Origin of the sequence: Pseudomonas sp. PDM01, assembly GCF_014852325.1 — a bacterium.
GTDB classification, from domain to species: domain Bacteria; phylum Pseudomonadota; class Gammaproteobacteria; order Pseudomonadales; family Pseudomonadaceae; genus Aquipseudomonas; species Aquipseudomonas migulae.
Genome location: NZ_JACVBK010000008.1, coordinates 259,215 through 275,598 on the forward strand (window position 1 = coordinate 259,215; position 16,384 = coordinate 275,598).

15 protein-coding genes are annotated in these 16,384 nt (G+C 62.5%); 8 read left to right on the plus strand and 7 right to left on the minus strand.

Features of this window, described 5'->3' with window-relative positions; genetic code table 11:
• Nucleotides 1-53: 53 nt before the first annotated feature.
• Entirely contained in the window at nucleotides 54-758 is a 705-nt protein-coding gene (locus IB246_RS21070; protein WP_008029612.1) for a YebC/PmpR family DNA-binding transcriptional regulator, read from the plus strand.
• A 108-nt stretch (nucleotides 759-866) separates the two neighbouring features.
• On the opposite strand, the gene IB246_RS21075 is transcribed toward IB246_RS21070, so the two are convergent.
• Together IB246_RS21075 and zapE are read right to left on the minus strand one after the other, a co-directional pair.
• Nucleotides 867-2,168 (minus strand): protein kinase, encoded by a 1,302-nt coding sequence (locus IB246_RS21075; RefSeq protein WP_008040475.1) that lies wholly within the window; start codon nucleotides 2,166-2,168, stop codon nucleotides 867-869.
• A gap of 233 nt (nucleotides 2,169-2,401) precedes the next feature.
• Entirely contained in the window at nucleotides 2,402-3,532 is a 1,131-nt protein-coding gene (gene zapE, locus IB246_RS21080) for a cell division protein ZapE (RefSeq protein ID WP_032832538.1), read from the minus strand.
• A 315-nt stretch (nucleotides 3,533-3,847) separates the two neighbouring features.
• Between zapE and IB246_RS21085 the strand changes: the two genes are divergently transcribed.
• The 7 genes from IB246_RS21085 to IB246_RS21115 all read left to right on the plus strand — a co-directional run bounded on the left by IB246_RS21085 (nucleotide 3,848) and on the right by IB246_RS21115 (nucleotide 10,244).
• Nucleotides 3,848-4,336 (plus strand): spore coat U domain-containing protein, encoded by a 489-nt coding sequence (locus IB246_RS21085; RefSeq protein WP_085988404.1) that lies wholly within the window; start codon nucleotides 3,848-3,850, stop codon nucleotides 4,334-4,336.
• Between the two features lie 106 nt (nucleotides 4,337-4,442).
• Entirely contained in the window at nucleotides 4,443-4,967 is a 525-nt protein-coding gene (locus IB246_RS21090) for a spore coat U domain-containing protein (RefSeq protein ID WP_008040469.1), read from the plus strand.
• A 20-nt stretch (nucleotides 4,968-4,987) separates the two neighbouring features.
• The gene (locus tag IB246_RS21095) at nucleotides 4,988-5,521 is read left to right on the plus strand and encodes a spore coat U domain-containing protein (protein ID WP_008040468.1); all 534 of its coding nucleotides are present in this window, start codon (nucleotides 4,988-4,990) and stop codon (nucleotides 5,519-5,521) included.
• Nucleotides 5,522-5,525: 4 nt separating this feature from the next.
• Nucleotides 5,526-6,026, plus strand: a complete 501-nt coding sequence (locus tag IB246_RS21100) for a spore coat U domain-containing protein (protein ID WP_032832536.1) — start codon at nucleotides 5,526-5,528, stop codon at nucleotides 6,024-6,026.
• A 44-nt stretch (nucleotides 6,027-6,070) separates the two neighbouring features.
• Nucleotides 6,071-6,859 (plus strand): molecular chaperone, encoded by a 789-nt coding sequence (locus tag IB246_RS21105; RefSeq protein WP_008040464.1) that lies wholly within the window; start codon nucleotides 6,071-6,073, stop codon nucleotides 6,857-6,859.
• A 53-nt stretch (nucleotides 6,860-6,912) separates the two neighbouring features.
• Complete coding sequence (locus IB246_RS21110) at nucleotides 6,913-9,273, plus strand: fimbria/pilus outer membrane usher protein (protein WP_008040462.1); 2,361 nt, start codon at nucleotides 6,913-6,915, stop codon at nucleotides 9,271-9,273.
• The gene (locus tag IB246_RS21115; RefSeq protein ID WP_008040459.1) at nucleotides 9,270-10,244 is read left to right on the plus strand and encodes a spore coat protein U domain-containing protein; all 975 of its coding nucleotides are present in this window, start codon (nucleotides 9,270-9,272) and stop codon (nucleotides 10,242-10,244) included. The genes IB246_RS21110 and IB246_RS21115 overlap by 4 nt, the downstream gene beginning before the upstream one ends.
• A 162-nt stretch (nucleotides 10,245-10,406) precedes the next feature.
• Here IB246_RS21115 and IB246_RS21120 read toward each other — a convergent pair whose 3' ends face one another.
• From IB246_RS21120 to IB246_RS21140, 5 genes are all read right to left on the minus strand, one after another.
• Nucleotides 10,407-11,453: an ABC transporter substrate-binding protein gene (locus IB246_RS21120; protein ID WP_008029601.1), complete on the minus strand. Its 1,047-nt coding sequence runs from the start codon at nucleotides 11,451-11,453 to the stop codon at nucleotides 10,407-10,409.
• 18 nt (nucleotides 11,454-11,471) lie between these two features.
• On the minus strand, nucleotides 11,472-12,587 hold the full coding sequence (locus tag IB246_RS21125) for an NAD(P)/FAD-dependent oxidoreductase (RefSeq protein ID WP_008040458.1): 1,116 nt from the start codon (nucleotides 12,585-12,587) through the stop codon (nucleotides 11,472-11,474).
• Nucleotides 12,584-13,939 carry an NAD(P)/FAD-dependent oxidoreductase gene (locus tag IB246_RS21130; protein ID WP_008040456.1) on the minus strand — a complete coding sequence of 452 codons (1,356 nt, stop codon included), beginning with the start codon at nucleotides 13,937-13,939 and terminating at the stop codon, nucleotides 12,584-12,586. Before IB246_RS21130 ends, IB246_RS21125 begins: the two co-directional genes overlap by 4 nt.
• 1,348 nt (nucleotides 13,940-15,287) lie before the next feature.
• Entirely contained in the window at nucleotides 15,288-15,578 is a 291-nt protein-coding gene (locus IB246_RS21135; RefSeq protein WP_008041223.1) for a (2Fe-2S)-binding protein, read from the minus strand.
• Nucleotides 15,579-15,585: 7 nt separating this feature from the next.
• Nucleotides 15,586-16,380 carry an ABC transporter permease gene (locus IB246_RS21140; RefSeq protein ID WP_008031926.1) on the minus strand — a complete coding sequence of 265 codons (795 nt, stop codon included), beginning with the start codon at nucleotides 16,378-16,380 and terminating at the stop codon, nucleotides 15,586-15,588.
• Nucleotides 16,381-16,384 lie beyond the last annotated feature (4 nt).

Consider the following 16,384-nt stretch of genomic DNA (forward strand, 5'->3'; position numbering starts at 1 on the left):
GCGCAAAGCGTCGGCCAATAGATGTCTCGGCGCCATAGATAAGAGAGTGAGTAATGGGCGCACAGTGGAAGGTTAAACACAAAGAAGCGGCAGCCAACGCCAAGGGCAAGATCTTCGGCAAACTGGTGAAAGAAATCACCATTGCTGCGCGTAACGGTGCCGATACCGCCACCAACGCACACCTGCGTCTGGTGGTCGAACAGGCAAAAAAGGCGTCGATGCCCCGCGAAACCCTGGAACGTGCGATCAAGAAGGGCTCCGGCCAGCTCGGCGAAACCGTGCAATACCATCGCGTGACTTACGAAGGGTTCGCGCCGCACCAGGTGCCGCTGATCGTTGAATGCGTGACCGACAACATCAACCGCACCGTCGCTGAAATCCGCGTCGCGTTCCGCAAGGGCCAGCTCGGCGCCTCCGGTTCCGTTGCGTGGGACTTTGACCATGTGGGCATGATCGAGGCGTCCCCGGACAGCCCGGATGCCGATCCGGAAATGGCCGCTATCGAAGCCGGCGCACAGGATTTCGAACCTGCGGATGACGGCGCCACCCTGTTCATCACCGAAGCGACCGATCTCGATTCGGTGCAGAAAGCCTTGCCTGAGCAGGGTTTCACCGTGTTGTCGGCGAAGCTGGGCTACAAGCCGAAGAACCCGGTCAGCGGCCTGAGCGACGAGCAGATGGCTGAGGTTGAAGCGTTCCTGGAAGGCCTCGACAACCACGATGATGTGCAGGACATGTTTGTCGGGTTGGCTGGGTAATTTGTTGCATCAGTGATACCGCCTTCGCTAGCAGGCTAGCTCCCACACTGGATTGTGAACACCGGTCAATTGTGGGAGCTAGCCTGCTAGCGATTGACCGCGCAGCGGTCACCGATTGTTCAATTCCCGCACAATCTCGCTGAACCCCGGCCGCGCCAGCACTTTCGGCTGGCAGCAACGTTGCTGCAAATCCTCCAGCTTCACGCGCGCCTGATCACTCAACCCCGAGTCGATCCGCTCCAGCAACTCCCCCAACAGAACGCCAAACGCGCGCACCTCGATCCGCTGCAATGCACGGGTTTCAAGGCTGTCCTCGGTCGCGTGGAAAGACGCTGCGCCAAAGTCCCCCAACAGGCAATCGCCGTGCTCGTTCCATAGAATATTGTGGCCATAGAGGTCGCCGTGGGTGATGCCCTGGCGGTGCAGATGCTCGGCCACCGACGCGATGCCACAGGCGATTCGCAAGGCCACGTCGGCGCTGAACCGGGTATCGCTGGCGTAGACATCGCGGCTACAGGATTCCAGGCTCGGCAACCCGGCGAGGTTGCGATAGCTCGGGTCGATCAACTCCATGACCAACCCGGCCTGGGCCTGCGGATGCTCGACAATCCGTCCTTCGACCCGGATCAGGTTGGGGTGAAGGCCGGCGGTGATGCAGGCGTTCATTTCATGCAGCGGCGAGCCATCGCTGGTCATTTCGCCCTTGTAGAGTTTGACCGCGACCGGCGTTGCCTGCTTCCACAACGCCTGATGAATGACGCCGGAAGCGCCTTCGCCCAGCTTCTGTTCAAGGCTCAGCTGAGACCAGGGAATCGTCGGCGTGGCATCGAGCGCGGCGGCATCGGCTTCGGTTTCCAGCGGATTGCCGGCATAGGCCAGCCAGGTCAGGCTCGGCAGGGTCAGCAACCAGGATGGCAACTCGGTCAACTGGTTGGCGGCGATGCGGGTCAGCTCGAGGCGATGGCAATTGCTCAGGCTCTGGGGCAAGCACCGCAGGCGGTTACCGGCCAGCATCAGTTTTTGCAGATACGGACGTTCACCCAGCTCGGTCGGCAATTCGCTGATGCGGTTGTCGGTCAGGATCAACCAGCGCAACAACGGCGGCAGCGCGGCGCCCGGTACGGTTTCGATGCGGTTGGCCTTGAAACCGACCATGGTCAGTGCCGGGCACTGGCCGAGGCAGGCGGGCAGTTCGCTGAACTGGTTGCGGTCGCAGAACAACACGCGCAAACGGGTCAGGCGATGAAAGTCGTCCGGCAGGCTGCGCAACGCGTTGCCACTGAGGTTGAGCACCTCCAGCGAATCCGCCAGGTCGAGGATTTCCCGGGGGAACTCCGTCAGGTCGGCGGCCAGGTCCAGGCGAGTGGTGCCAGCCAGCAGGCCGGCGCGCAGTTGGGCAAGGGTATCCATGATCAGATTCGCTATTGATCGAAGGTAGGGCGCGAGGCCCGATGAAGGGCGACATGATAGCGGTAAAACCCGGGTGGCTGTCAGACCGCCATCGTCGGAACGCCGCCCGGAGCCGGCTCACTCCCACATTAGACCAAGTTATCTGGATGTACGCGGTCAACTGTGGGAGCGAGCCTGCTCGCGATGGCGGCGATCCGACGAAAGCGATAGATGCTGCACCGCCAATCCGGTTTTCAGGCCGGTTCTCTGACTTCCATCAACTGTCCCAATCGACTGCGGGTGCGCGCCAGGTCGATGGCATCGCCGCCCAGGCTTTCGCGCAACGAGCGGTGGCCGAGCAGGATCAGGTGCTTGTCCTGGTCGTACAGAACGTCCACCAGATTGATGAAACGCTGCTGCGCGGCAATCGAGCAGTCGGCGAGGTTGGGCAGTTTGTCGATGATCCAGTGGTCGAAACGTCGGCACAGCTCCAGGTAATCCATGACCGCCGTGGGGTGGTCGCACAGATCGCCGAAGGTGAAACCGATGGTGCGTCCTGCGCAATATCGGGCTGGGAGATGCCGGTTGCCGACGGGCAAAGGAATGGACGGCGCATCGGGCTCGGGCAGGTTCAGTGCCTGACGTTGCGCCAGCGTAGCCGGCCAGACGTAGTGACCCTGGGTAAACAACTGCTGGGCGTGGGTTCTCGCCTGACTGCGATAGTCGTGCGGGCCGCCGACTTCCATGACTTGCATGCGCGCATTGATCAGGTCGATCACCGGTTTGAAGCGCGCGTGGTAGAGCGGGTTTGGCAGCAAGCCCTCAGGCGGGTAATTGGAGGTCACCAGCAGCAGAATGCCTCGGCGAAACAGAGCCTTGAACAGCCGCGCGATGAGCATCGCGTCGCCGATGTCGTGGACGTGAAACTCGTCGAAACACAGCACCCGGCAATCGTTCAGCAAGTCGTCGAGCGTCGTCGCCAGCGCATCCGGGTGATCGCGATGACTGAACATGCCTTGGTGCAGTCGAGCGAAAAACTCGTGGAAGTGCAGGCGCTGTTTTTCCGCGATCGGCAGCGCCTGGAAAAAGCCGTCGAGCAACCAGCTCTTGCCACGCCCCACGGCGCCGTACAGATACAGGCCCGGCAGCGTTTTCGCCGAAGTGCCGAGCAGTGCCGCGGCGTGCTGCGCCATGCAGTCGACCACGCGCTGCTGGCTGTGGCTGAGGGTGTAACCCTGTGCGTGGGCCTTGTGCCGGAAATAGTCGTGGACCACGCGCCCCATCGCTGAATGAGCGGCGGAGGTGGTCGATGCCTTGCCGAAGAGACGGCGCAGCGCGGGCCAGCGTGGTGTGAATCGCGAACGGTTGGGCGGTCGAACGGCCACTGTGTCACCCCGTAATCGTCAGGCAGGCTCCCCGAGCTGCGGCGGCCTAGTGTAACCAAATGGGGAAATTTGCTTCCAGTTGTGTCGACGGGCGTGGGGTGTAATTGGACAGAATTGTGCGGTGTGTACAGCTTGTAGGGCGTAGGGGTTGTGGGGTTTTGCCAGCAATTCGACATAAAAGCTCATTCCTTCGGCGGATCCAATTTTTTCGGGCCACTGGAAAATCCTCGGGGCGTTGCTAACCTGCATTTTTAGAAGCCCCCCCACAAGGAATCGGCCGTGAATGGAATCATTGCATGTGCAGTCTTGGGCGTGATGCTCAGTGCGCAAGTGTCGGCCGCAGAACTTCAGGTGCACGTGCGTGTCGACGTGCTGCGCGGTTGTCAGGTGGTTGGCCAGCAACGCACAGCGGGCGTCGAGCAACTGGGGGTGCTGGACTTCGGCAATACCGCGCGGCTGGACGATCCCGCCGGGCCTTTGGCGGCGGCGCTGATGAACGAGCGCCTGCCCCGTCTCGAATGCAATCCCGACACCCCTTATCAACTCCGGGTCGACGGCGGCCTGCACGGTGGCGTCGGTGACACGCGCTACATGGCCGGTTCCGCCGGCAGCAAACCCATTCCCTATCGGCTCTATCAGGACCCCGCGCGGTTGATCCCGCTGGCGGTGGACGTCCCGGTGAGCGGCCGTGTGCCGGATACCGGTTCAGTCGATTTACCGTTGTATGCACGCATCGAACCGCTGGCGGAAATTCCCCGGGTCAGTCGCTATTCCGACCTGTTGAAAGTGACCGTCACCTGGTAGCGGCAACTGTGTAACTGCCGCCAATGGATTCGGCTGGCGCAGGGAAGGGGGCGCTCCTCGTTGTGCGCCTGGGTTCTGGAGTCCTGATGGAATTGGGATTGGCGTTATGACAAGCAAACTCTGGATATTGATGGCCGTGGGTGCAGGGGTATTGCTGACGGGGGGCGCGCAAGCGGCGATCAGCGGGCAGATCCATGCGCGACTGATCATCATCGCCGGTTGTGAAGTGACCAATGGCGGCAGCCCGGTCAGTGATTTCGGCACGCTGGATTTCGGCCAGCAAGGCCCGACCTGGACCAACCCGATCAAAGCCCGCCTCGGTGCTGACGGTCGCGGCAGATTGAACGTCGCCTGCACCCCTTCGGTCACCGGCTTCACCGTCACCATCGATGGCGGCACCCATGGTGACGGCACCACCCGGCGCCTGAGCAACGGCAGCCAGACCCTGCCTTATCAATTGTTCCTCGATGCATCCGGAAGCCAGAGCTACAGCATCGGCCAACAACACAACTTCGCCGTCACCAGCGGGGCCCAGATACCGATTCCGGTGTTTGGCTCGGTGGTGGCGAATACCCGCGCGATACCGGCCGGGGTCTATACCGACACCCTGACCGTGACGCTCGATTGGTAAACCCGTAGAGGACGGACACCATGCGCATGCTCGTATCAAGGATAGTTTTGTCACTGCTTGGCCTGACGCTGGTGTCCGGCGCGCAGGCGGCCACCACGGTCACCGGCCAGATCTCTGCCAGCCTGATTCTGATCAGCAGCTGTCAGGTAAATGGTGCGGGTGGCTCCAGCGGGCTGAACTTTGGTGCCTTGAACTTCGGCACCGACAACAGCCTGTTCACCACGAAAGATGCACAAGTCATGGGCGGTGGTGTGGCGCTGTCGATCCTTTGCTCCAGCGGCACCACGCCAACGGTCAAGGTGCGTGCCGGTGCCCATGACGGACTGTCGGCGGGCGGTTCTCGCGCGCTGTACGACGGTGTCGCCAACTACGTGCCGTACGACTTGTACACCGATTCCGGGCACTCGCAGCTTTTAGCCATTGACGGGGTGATCAACCTTGACCCCAGCACCGGCGTGGCGCAGACCGTGAACATCTACGGTCAGGCGAAGGGCAAGGCCGGGCTGCCGGCGGGTACTTACAGCGACACGATTTCCGTCGAACTGACGTTCTAGGGCGATGAACCGCCATGGATGGGCAGCGATGGCGCTGTTGTGCGCGGCCGGTGTGCCGTTGCCGCTGGCAGCGGTGACCAGCCAGAGTTTCCTGGTCAGCGCCACGGTCACTGCGGGTTGTCTGGTGGTCGGCGGGGTGTCGAACTACGGCAGCCTGAATTACGGCAGCCAATCGGCGCTGGCCACCGGCACGGTGCAAGTGGCCCTGACGGGGGATGTACAGCTGCAATGCACACCGGGCGTGACCATGAACATGACCGTCGATGGCGGTCAGTACAACAGCAGCGGGCGACACCTGCAGCTGACCACCGGCAGCAACCGCGTTTCGTACCAGCTGTTTCGCGACGCGGCTTACAGCCAAAGCCTGGGGATCGGCCAGAGCGTCGCGGTGGCGTACACGGACGCAAACAACATCCGCCTGCCGATTTACGGTCAGGTGCTGTTACCGGGCAATCAGCCTGGGGGGACCTACAGCGATGTGCTGCAAGTGCAGCTGTCGTGGTAACGCGGCGTTTTTGATCGGGCCTGACAGGCACAAGGAGTAGGCAAATGGATTTACCCGCGCGGCGGCATTCTGTTGTGCGTCAGGCAGTGTTGGCGATGCTGCTGTTGGGGGCGGTCAAGGTGCAGGCGGCCAGTTCGGTGCTGATCTGGCCGATCGATCCCGTGCTGGAGGCCGATCAGCAGGCCAGTGCCTTGTGGCTGGAAAACCGAGGCAACGAGACTGCGAATTTGCAGATCCGGGTGTTCGCCTGGAGCCAAAGCGGTTTCAACGACCAATACCAGAACCAGCGCGACGTGATCGGCAGCCCGCCGGTGGCGAAAATCGAACCGGGCCAGAAACAACTGGTGCGCCTGACCCGTACCCGGGAGATCCCACCGGGGCAGGAACTGGCTTATCGCATCATCATCGATGAAATCCCTTCGGCCACCCCGCCCTCCGGCGAAAGTGGCAAGACGGCGGCGGCCATTCGGTTCCAGATGCGTTATTCGGTGCCGTTGTTTGCTTACGGCGCGGGGCTGTGGAGCAAGGAAGACACCAGTCGCAAGCGTGATCCCAAAGGCGCGGGGCTGCCGGATTTGAGCTGGCGCACGGTGGCGGTGGACGGTCGCCCTTATGTGGAAGTTCGCAATCAGGGGGCGGTGCATGCGCGGTTGACGGACGTGGCGCTGAAGCAGGGAGGCCAGACAAAACCTCTGGTGGAAGGCCTGCTCGGTTATGTGCTGCCGGGCGCGATCATGCGCTGGCCGGCGCCCGGTCCGATGGCGCAAGACCCGGCGTTGCAGGTGCGGGTGAATGGTTCGCCGCAGGTACAAAGCATTACGCCCGCGCGCTGATCTGCAACTGACGGGAAAGGGAGGCAGGGTCCATCGACGGACGTAAAGCGGTAATGAGCCCGCATCGGGCCCGCAGTTTCCAGCGTCCGTTGATCTGCGCCATGAGCTGTGTGGGTTGCCTGGCGTTCGCTCACCCGTCCCAGGCCGGTGATTTGCCGCCGCCACCCGGCAGCATGGAGGCCGTGGCTGATGCGCAGTTGTTTCTGGAATTGGTGGTCAATCAGATGAATACCGGACACGTCGTGGCGGTGGAGCAACGCAACGGGCGGTTTTTCCTGTCGGCCAACGCGTTGCGTGACACCGGTATGAAACTGCCGGACACCCTCGGCGCCGAAGTCGACCTCGACAGCCTGTCGGGCCTGCACAGCGAGTACGACAGCGCCGGTCAGCGCCTGCTGCTCGACGTACCGCCCAGCTGGCTGCCGGAGCAATTCGTCGGCAATCGCGACGCCTACCCGCGCACTCCGGCCCTGAGCAGTTTCGGTGCCTTGTTCAACTACGACCTGTACCTCAACGACACCGATGATGCCGGCACTTACCTCGCGGCCTGGAACGAAGTGCGACTGTTCGACAGCTGGGGCACGCTGTCCAACACCGGGCAATACCGGCGCACGTTGTCCGGCGATTCGGTCAGTACGCTGAACAATGGCTACCTGCGTTACGACACCACCTGGCGCTACTCCGATGACGAGCGATTGCTGACCTACGAGGCCGGTGACCTGGTCAGCGGCGCATTGCCCTGGAGCAGTTCGGTGCGCCTGGGCGGGGTGCAGCTGTCGCGGGATTTCGGCGTGCGCCCGGACCTGGTGACTTATCCGTTGCCGCAGTTTGCCGGGGAAGCGGCGGTGCCATCCTCGGTCGACCTGTTCATCAACGGCTACAAATCCAGCAGCGCCGACCTGCAACCCGGCCCCTACACGCTGACCAATATTCCGTTCATCAATGGCGCCGGTGAAGCCGTGGTGGTCACCACCGATGCCCTCGGTCGGCAGGTCTCGACCACCGTGCCGTTTTACGTCACCAGCAGTTTGCTGCAAAAGGGCCTGAGCGACTTTTCCGTGGCGGCCGGTACCTTGCGCCGCGATTACGGCATCAGCGATTTCGGTTACGGTCCCGGTGTCTCATCGGGCAGCCTGCGCTACGGCCTGAGCGACAACTTCACCCTGGAAAGCCACGCCGAAGCGTCGGACTCACTGACCCTCGGCGGTGTCGGCGGCAACCTGCGCCTGGGCAATTTCGGCGTGCTCAATACCGCACTCAGCCAAAGCCGGTTCGATGGCGACAGCGGTCAACAACTGAGCCTGGGTTATCAATACAGCAGCCAGCGCTACAGCTTCTCTTATCAACGCCTGCAACGTCGCGACCAATACGCCGATCTGACCGTGGTCGACAGTCCTTTCACTACCCTCAGCAAACGCAGCGAACAGGCGACCCTGAGCCTGAATCTCAATGCCTGGGGCAGCCTCGGCGTCGGGTATTTCGACGTGCGCGCGGCGGATGATTCACGCACTCGTTTGCTCAACCTGACCTGGAGCAAACCGCTGTGGCACAACAGCAGTTTCTACCTGTCGGCCAACCGCGAAATCGGCGACAGCAACTGGGCGGTGCAGGCGCAACTGGTGATCCCGTTCGACTTGCGCGGCAGCCTCGCGCTCAGCAGTGAACGGAGCAAAACCGGGCAGAGCCAGCAGCGGGTCAATTACAGTCGCGCCGTGCCGACTGAAGGCGGGGTGGGGTTCAACCTCGGTTACGCCCACGGCGACGGCCCGGCCTATCGTCAGGCCGACCTGACCTGGCGCCTGCAGTCGGTGCAATTGCAGGCCGGTGTGTACGGCAACAGCGACGCCGAAACCCGTTGGGCCGATGCCAGCGGATCGCTGGTGTGGATGGACCGCCAGGTGTTCGCCGCCAACCGCATCGACGATGCCTTTGTGGTGGTCAGCACCGATGGCTACGCCGACATTCCGGTGCGCTACGAAAACCAGCAGGTCGGCCAGACTGATCGCAATGGCCACCTGCTGGTGCCGTGGAGCAGCGCCTATTACCGCGGCAAGTACGAGATCGATCCACTGAACCTGCCGGCCAACGTGCGCAGCCCGAACGTCGAACAGCGGATTGCCGTGCGCCGTGGCAGCGGTTATTTGCTGACGTTTCCATTGAGCCGAGTGATCGCCGCGAGCATCGTCCTGGTGGATGCGCAGCAGCGAGAGCTGTCTCTGGGCAGTGGTGTCGTGCATGAGCAGAGCGGCACGCAAACAGTGGTCGGATGGGACGGTCTGGTGTACCTGGAAAATCTTCAGGCGCAGAACACATTGCAGGTGACGCTGGCCGACGGGAAAGCCTGCCGCGTCCAGTTCGCGGTGGACATGAATCAGGATCAGATTCCGCTGATCGGGCCGTTGGTGTGCCAATGAGTGCCGTGAAATGGCTGGTGCTGCTGGCGATCTGGTTGCCAGGCTCGGCATGGGCGTTGTGTTCGGTGGTGGTCCCTGCCACGGCGGTGGCATTCGGTTCGGTGAGCTCGATTGCGCTGCGTACCGCCGTGCAGAACAGTTCAAGCCTCAACGCCGGTTTGAGTTGCACCGGCTCATTGGTCTCGTTGCTGACCAACAATGACCATTTCAACGCCACAATTACCTCGACTCAAGCCGGACTGCTCGGGCCGACCGGAGACGTCATCGGTTACACGCTGTATGCCAACAACACCACCAGTTACCCGATCGAACGTGGCGTGCCGTTCGACTTCGCGCGCAACGGGATCATTGATGCGCTGGGGCTGCTGGGCAGCGTGGTGCCGAAAACCGCACCGATTTATCTGGGGACAATCACGGGCAGTAACGTGGCGGCGGGTATCTATACCGAGACCTTGAGCATTGCCTGGAGCTGGAATTATTGCTCCGGCATTGGCGCCGGCAGTGTTTGCCTGGGGCGCGATATCAGCAGCGGCACCACCAGCATGACCGTCACCCTGACGGTCGCCAATGACTGCACCATCACCGCCCCGAACATCAGTTTCGGCAGCGCGCCGGTCGTCAGTGCCTTTGCGCCGGTTACCGGCCAGACCATCAGCCTCGCCTGCACCAAGGGCAGCGCTTACACCGTCGGCCTGGGCGACGGTCTGCAGGCAGCCAGTGTTGGCGGGCGACGACGGATGGCTTTCGGCGGTAATTACCTGGCATATGACATCTTCAAAAGCGCCGGCACCACCCGCTGGGGCAGTGTCGGCAGTGCTCGCCGGGCCAGCACCGATGCCGAGGTCAATCCCGGTAACGGTTTGGGCTCCGGGAGCCAGATCTTCAATTACAACGCGAAAATCTACACCGACCAGACCACACCGCCGGCGGGCACGTATCAGGACAGTGTGATTCTGGATGTGGGGTTTTGACGAATCCCTTTGACCAAACGCAGAACCTGTGGGAGCGGGCTTGCTCGCGAAAGCGGTGTGTCAGACGGTATAGATGTGACTGATACTCCGCTTTCGCGAGCAAGTCGAATCGTCGCACCGCCGCTCCCACAGGGGATTTACGATGTTTGATCGACCAGTGAACTACCGCTCGATACTACGATTCCACCGCGCATTCCACGCCGGGCGCTGTTCGTTGACCTGGTCCCAGTCGATGGCAATCGCCGTCGTCAGATACTGCTTCATCGCTTCGACCTGGCCACGGGTCTTGTCCGTGGTCGGGGTGTTCGGGTTGGACGGGATCTGATCGCCATCTTCAAGTGCAGCGGCTTGCGCCTCGGGGGTCAGCAGAAACGCGGCGAGTTTCTGCGCCAGTTCCGGCTGGGTGTTGTTGGCGATGGCGCACTCGGCAACGTTGAGCACCACTGCGCCTTCCTTCGGTTGCGCATATTCGACCGGCATGCCTTTGAGTTTCAGCGCGGTGACCTGGGTCGGCGTCAGCGGGAACAGCGCCGCTTCGTCGGTCTGGAGCATTTCGGAAATCTTCGCCGAGCTCGGAATGTATTCCAGCACGTTGCGCCCGACGGTGTTCGGCCACGCCTTGAAGCCCGGCTCGACGTCGGTTTCGCTGCCGCCCTGAATCCGGTTGAACATCAGGAAACCGTGCAGGCCGAAGGTCGAAGAAGCCATCGACTGGAACACCAGTTTGTCCTTGAAGCGCGGGTCGGCCATGTCCATCCACGAGGTCGGCGTCGCCCAGCCTTTTTCCTTGAACAACCGCGTGTTGTACGCCAGCCCCGTGACACCGAGGCTGACCGCCACGGCCTGGTCCTTGATGCGGCCCTTGGCCGGAATCTGCGCCAGGGTCGGGCTGTCTTCGAGTTTGTCGCACAGGCCCATGGCGATGGCGCGGTACATGATGCCGTCGTCGAGGAACATCACGTGCATTTGCGGGTTGCCTTTGCTGGCCTGGACCTTGGCCAGAATATCGGCGGACGTGCCGGGCACGATCACCACTTTGACGTTGTTGGCCTTCTCGAAAACCGGCAGCACCTTGTCGGCGTAGAGCCGTTCCATGGTCCCGCCGTTCATGCCGAGGTAAAGCGTCGGTTCGGCCTGGGCCTGGGTGACCGTGAGCAGGGCGCTCAGGCACGAAAGTCCGAGCAGTGCAGTGCGTTTGACGTTATTCATTGGCGCGACCTTCCTCTATCAAGCAACGGAGATGGAGTGAAACCGGGTGATGGAAAACGCATCCAGCGACGTGGTTGAGGCGCCGCTGCAGATGATCTCGGTGAGCGCCTGGCCCACCGCTGGACCGATCTGGAAACCTGCGCCGGCAAAGCCGAACGCGTGCAACAGACCGGGTTGAGTGCCACTGTGACCGATCACCGGTTGGCGATCGGGCAAGTAACCTTCGGTGCCGCTCCAGGTACGAATCGCCTGGGCGCCTTCAAGAAACGGATAAAGCTCTACGGCTTGGCGCAGGATTTCGATCACCGCGTGTTGACCGGGGCGGGCGCGCGCGCCGTCGAGGGCAAACCCCTGGCCGCCGCCCAACACGCAATTGCCGCGCGCGACCTGACGCGCATAAATACCGCCGCCCTCGACGCCGGTGCTGGCATCCATCACCCATGGCAAGGGTTCGGTGACCAACATCGCCGGGTGCCCGGCGTGCATCGGCACCGCTTCGTCGAACTGCGCGGCAAGGCTGCCGGCCCATGCGCCAGCGCAGTTCAGCAGCCAAGGGGAGTGCAGCTCTAAACCGTTTTGCGTGCTGACCCGAAAGCGCTGACCGTCATGCTCCACGGCGCTCACCGCGCATTGTTCGTGGACTTGCGCGCCGTGGCGCTGTGCGGCCCGGGCAAACGCGGGTGAAACCAGTCGTGGGTTGGCGTGGCCGTCATCCGGGCAAAACGAAGCGCCGACCGCGACGTCGCCGACCCACGGAAAACGCGCGCGTAATTCACGGCGATCAAGCACCTGCAAATCGAGGCCGAACCCCTGACTGCTGGCGGCATAGTCCTGCAATGCACGCAGGTCGTTGAGGCTGCGCGCCAGTTTCAAGTGGCCGCTGCGCTGGTACTCACCGTCGATGCCGATCAACTGCGGCAGCTGCCCCCAGATCTCGTGAGCCTGTTGCGACAGCGGCAGTTGCGACAACGGTCGGCCCTGACGCCGCACGCCGCCGTAGTTCACGCCGCTGGAGTGCGAACCGCAAAAGTCGCGCTCCAGTAGCGCCACGCGACGACCGGCCTTGCTCAGGAAGAGCGCGGCGGAGGCACCGACAATGCCGCCGCCAATGATCACTGCATCGACCTCGATCATGGCTCGACCTCCAGACCAAACGGCAACGGTTTGATCGGTGCCTGCGCCCGCAGGCGGCCGATGTCAGAGACGTTTCGCTGACTGGCGCAGGCAATGATTTCTGCGGCGGCAGCGCCACACATGCGCCCCTGACAGCGGCCCATGCCGACCCGGCAATGGGCCTTGACCCGGTTGATTTCCCAATGGCCCTCGCGCACGACGTCGCGGATGTCACCGGCGCGCACTTCTTCGCAGCGGCAGATCATCACGTCGTCAGGCGTGTCGGCCGCCCAGTTTTGTGGAAACACGAAAGCGCGTTCCAGGCCTTGGCGAAAGCTATCGATTCGTTCAAGTGCCTGCTCCAGTTGCACGCCACGCTTGGGCGCAACCACGTGACCCATGTCTTCGAGCAAGGCGAGGGCGGCCCGTTCGCCGGCCATTTCCGCCGCGTCGGCGCCCATGATGCCGGCGCCGTCGCCGGCCAGATAAACCTCGGCGACACTGCTGCGACCGGCGCTGTCACGCTGCGGCAGCCAGGCGCGGTTGAGCGGGTTCCAGGCGAATGCGCAGCCGAGCAAGTCGGCGAGTTGGGTTTCACTGCGCAGACCATGGGCGAATGCCACGGCGTCGCAGTCCAGTTGATGTTCACCGTTTGAGTTGGCCCAACGCAGCGACTGCACGCGGTGTTCGCCATCGATGCGTTTCAAGGTTGCACCCTGATGCACCGGGATGCCGTGAGCGGTCAGCCAGCTGCGGTAATAAATGCCTTTGGCCAATGTGGCCGGTTGCGCCAACAGATCGGGCAGGGCGCGGGCCTGGGCGCTGAACGGCGAGCTGTCGAGCACCGCGACCACGTTCGCGCCGGCCTTGGCGTATTGATACGCCACCAGATACAGCAACGGTCCGCTGCCGGCGAACACCACGCGCTCACCGATGGCGCAGCCCTGGAATTTCAGGGCGATCTGCGCAGCGCCGAGGCTGTAGACGCCCGGCAGCGTCCAGCCTTGCACCGGCAACACCCGGTCGGTGGCGCCCGTGGCGACAATCACCCGAGAGAACTCCAAGCGTGCGGCGCGCTGCTCGTGCAAGGTGTCGAGCGCGCCGGCCTCGGCGTTCCACACCAGGGTTTCAGGACGGTAATCGAGCTGCTCGCGCAACTCGTCAATCGTCTGGTGCAAGGCCTTCGCCTTGCGCGCTTCGAAGCCATACAGCTTGACCGCCGAGCGCTTGAAATTCGCTGGCTGCCGCCGATAAATCTGCCCGCCACCGCGCACGGCTTCGTCCAGCAAAACCGGGCGCACACCATGCGCCACCAGCGTCTGCGCCGCACGAATCCCGGCCGGCCCGGCCCCCACAACAACCACCGACTTCATACCCAACCCCCTGTAGGAGCCGGCTTGCCGGCGATGAGGCCCTCACATCCAACATCGATGTCGGCTGATATACCGCGATCGCCAGCAAGCCGGCTCCTACAGTTGATTGGGGTTGGTCGCGAATTTTGTGCCCAGCACAGATCTCCTGTAGGAGCTGGCTTGCTAGCGATCGCGGCCTCACATCCAACATTGATGTCGGCTGACCCACCGCGATCGCCAGCAAGCTGGCTCCTACAGTTGATTGGGGTTGGTCGCGAATTTTGTGCCCGACACAGCTCCCTTGTAGGAGCTGGCTTGCCGGCGATGGCGGCCTCACATCCAACATTGATGTCGGCTGACACACCGCGATCGCCAGCAAGCCGGCTCCTACAGTTGATTGGGGTTGATCGCGAATTTTGTGCTCGACACAGATCCCCTGTAGGAGCTGGCTTGCCGGCGATGAGGCCCTCACATTCAACATCCATGTCGACAGATGCACCGCGATCGCCAGCAAGCCGGCTCCTACAGTTGATTGGGGTTGGTCGCGAATTTTGTGCTCGACACAGCTCCCCTGTAGGAGCTGGCTTGCCGGCGATGGGGGCCTTACATCCAACATTCATGTCGGCTGACACACCGCGATCGCCAGCAAGCCGGCTCCTACAGTTGATTGGGGTTGGTCGCGAATTTTGTGCTCGACACAGCTCCCCTGTAGGAGCTGGCTTGCTAGCGATGGCGGCCTTACATCCAACACTCATGTCGGCTGACACACCGCGATCGCCAGCAAGCCGGCTCCTACAGTGGATTGGGGTTGGTCGCGGATTTTGTGCCCGGCACAGATCCCCTGTAGGAGCTGGCTTGCCGGCGATGGGGGCCTTACATCCAACATCCATGACGGCTGACACACCGCCATCGCCAGCAAGCCGGCTCCTACAGTTGATTGGGGTTGGTCGCGAATTTTGTGCTCGACACAGCTCCCTTGTAGGAGCTGGCTTGCCGGCGATGGCGGCCTCACATCCAACATTGATGTCGGCTGACCCACCGCGATCGCCAGCAAGCTGGCTCCTACAGTTGATTGGGGTTGGTCGCGAATTTTGTGCTCGGCACAGATCCCCTGTAGGAGCTGGCTTGCCGGCGATGAGGCCCTCACATCCAACATTGATGTCGGCTGACCCACCGCCATCGCCAGCAAGCCGGCTCCTACAGTTGATTGGGGTTGGTCGCGAATTTTGTGCTCGACACAGCTCCCCTGTAGGAGCTGGCTTGCTAGCGATGGGGGCCTTACATCCAACATTCATGTCGGCTGATACGCCGCCATCGCGAGCAGGCTCGCTCCTACAGGGGATCCGGGTTGGGGAGATGTAATGTGTGTTCATAGTGATCGCCCCGGTTCGCGGCTGATTTGCTCGCCGGCTTCTAACAGCGTCGAACACGCGCGCACTCGCCGGCCATCGCCCAGGCGAACCCAGCAGTCCTGGCACGCGCCCATCAAGCAAAACCCGGCGCGGGGCTGTGCGCTGAAATCGCTGCCGCGCAAGTGTTCGCTACAGGTCAGCACGGCGGTCAGCACGGTGTCGCCGAGCAGCCCGCTGGCCGGTGCGCCGTCGAGGGTAAAGTTCACGGCCGGGCGGTCGCCTTCGGCCAGTCGTTTCAGCAGAGCCATGGCGCCCTCATTGTTTACCCACCAGAACCCGATCCAGGCCGTAGACCCGATCAAGCAGAATCATCGTCAGCGCGGTCAGCGCGATCACCAGGGCCGACACCGCCGCCATCATCGGATCGATGGACTCAGTGGCGTACACGTACATGCGCACCGGCAAGGTTTGCGTGGCCGGCGAGGTGACGAAAATCGACAGCGTCACCTCGTCAAAACTGTTGATGAACGCCAGCAGCCAGCCACCGGCGACCCCCGGCAAAATCATCGGCAAGGTGATTTGGCGAAACAGCGTGAAGCGCCCGGCACCCAGCGATTGCGCCGCGTGTTCGGCGCTGCGATCCAGGCCAATGGCCGAGGCCAGCACCAGTCGCAGCACATACGGCGTGATCACCAGCACGTGAGCAAAGATCAGCCAGGCGAAGCTGCCGTTGACGCCCATCAGCGCAAACAAGCGCAGCAGTGCCACGCCCAACACCAGATGCGGAATGATGATCGGCGACAGAAACAGGCCGTTGAAAAAGTCCCGTCCGGGAAACTCGAAACGGGTGATTGCCAGCGCCGCCGGCACCGCAATCAACGTCGCCAGGCTGGCCGCGCAGAACGCCAGAATCAGACTGTTGTAAAACGCATCGACAAAGTCGGCACGCTCGAACACCGCACGGAACCAGCGCAGGGAAAACTCCGTGGTCGGCAGGCTCAGGGTGTTTTCCGGGGTGAACGCCACGAGGCAGACCACCACCAGCGGCGCCAGCATGAACACCACCACCAGGGTATGGAAGAGCAGGGCGAAAGGACCGTTCTTGGACATGACG

Excerpts from the sequence above, each read along its gene's own strand:
- IB246_RS21115 (WP_008040459.1), top strand. The coding sequence starts at position 9,270 with ATGAGTGCCGTGAAATGGCTGGTGCTGCTGGCGATCTGGTTGCCAGGC.
- IB246_RS21070 (WP_008029612.1), top strand. The coding sequence starts at position 54 with ATGGGCGCACAGTGGAAGGTTAAACACAAAGAAGCGGCAGCCAACGCC.
- IB246_RS21130 (WP_008040456.1), bottom strand. The coding sequence starts at position 13,939 with ATGAAGTCGGTGGTTGTTGTGGGGGCCGGGCCGGCCGGGATTCGTGCG.
- IB246_RS21105 (WP_008040464.1), top strand. The coding sequence starts at position 6,071 with ATGGATTTACCCGCGCGGCGGCATTCTGTTGTGCGTCAGGCAGTGTTG.
- IB246_RS21110 (WP_008040462.1), top strand. The coding sequence starts at position 6,913 with ATGAGCCCGCATCGGGCCCGCAGTTTCCAGCGTCCGTTGATCTGCGCC.
- IB246_RS21075 (WP_008040475.1), bottom strand. The coding sequence starts at position 2,168 with ATGGATACCCTTGCCCAACTGCGCGCCGGCCTGCTGGCTGGCACCACT.
- IB246_RS21135 (WP_008041223.1), bottom strand. The coding sequence starts at position 15,578 with ATGGCTCTGCTGAAACGACTGGCCGAAGGCGACCGCCCGGCCGTGAAC.
- IB246_RS21120 (WP_008029601.1), bottom strand. The coding sequence starts at position 11,453 with ATGAATAACGTCAAACGCACTGCACTGCTCGGACTTTCGTGCCTGAGC.
- IB246_RS21090 (WP_008040469.1), top strand. The coding sequence starts at position 4,443 with ATGACAAGCAAACTCTGGATATTGATGGCCGTGGGTGCAGGGGTATTG.
- IB246_RS21085 (WP_085988404.1), top strand. The coding sequence starts at position 3,848 with ATGCTCAGTGCGCAAGTGTCGGCCGCAGAACTTCAGGTGCACGTGCGT.
- IB246_RS21125 (WP_008040458.1), bottom strand. The coding sequence starts at position 12,587 with ATGATCGAGGTCGATGCAGTGATCATTGGCGGCGGCATTGTCGGTGCC.
- IB246_RS21095 (WP_008040468.1), top strand. The coding sequence starts at position 4,988 with ATGCGCATGCTCGTATCAAGGATAGTTTTGTCACTGCTTGGCCTGACG.
- IB246_RS21100 (WP_032832536.1), top strand. The coding sequence starts at position 5,526 with ATGAACCGCCATGGATGGGCAGCGATGGCGCTGTTGTGCGCGGCCGGT.
- IB246_RS21140 (WP_008031926.1), bottom strand. The coding sequence starts at position 16,380 with ATGTCCAAGAACGGTCCTTTCGCCCTGCTCTTCCATACCCTGGTGGTG.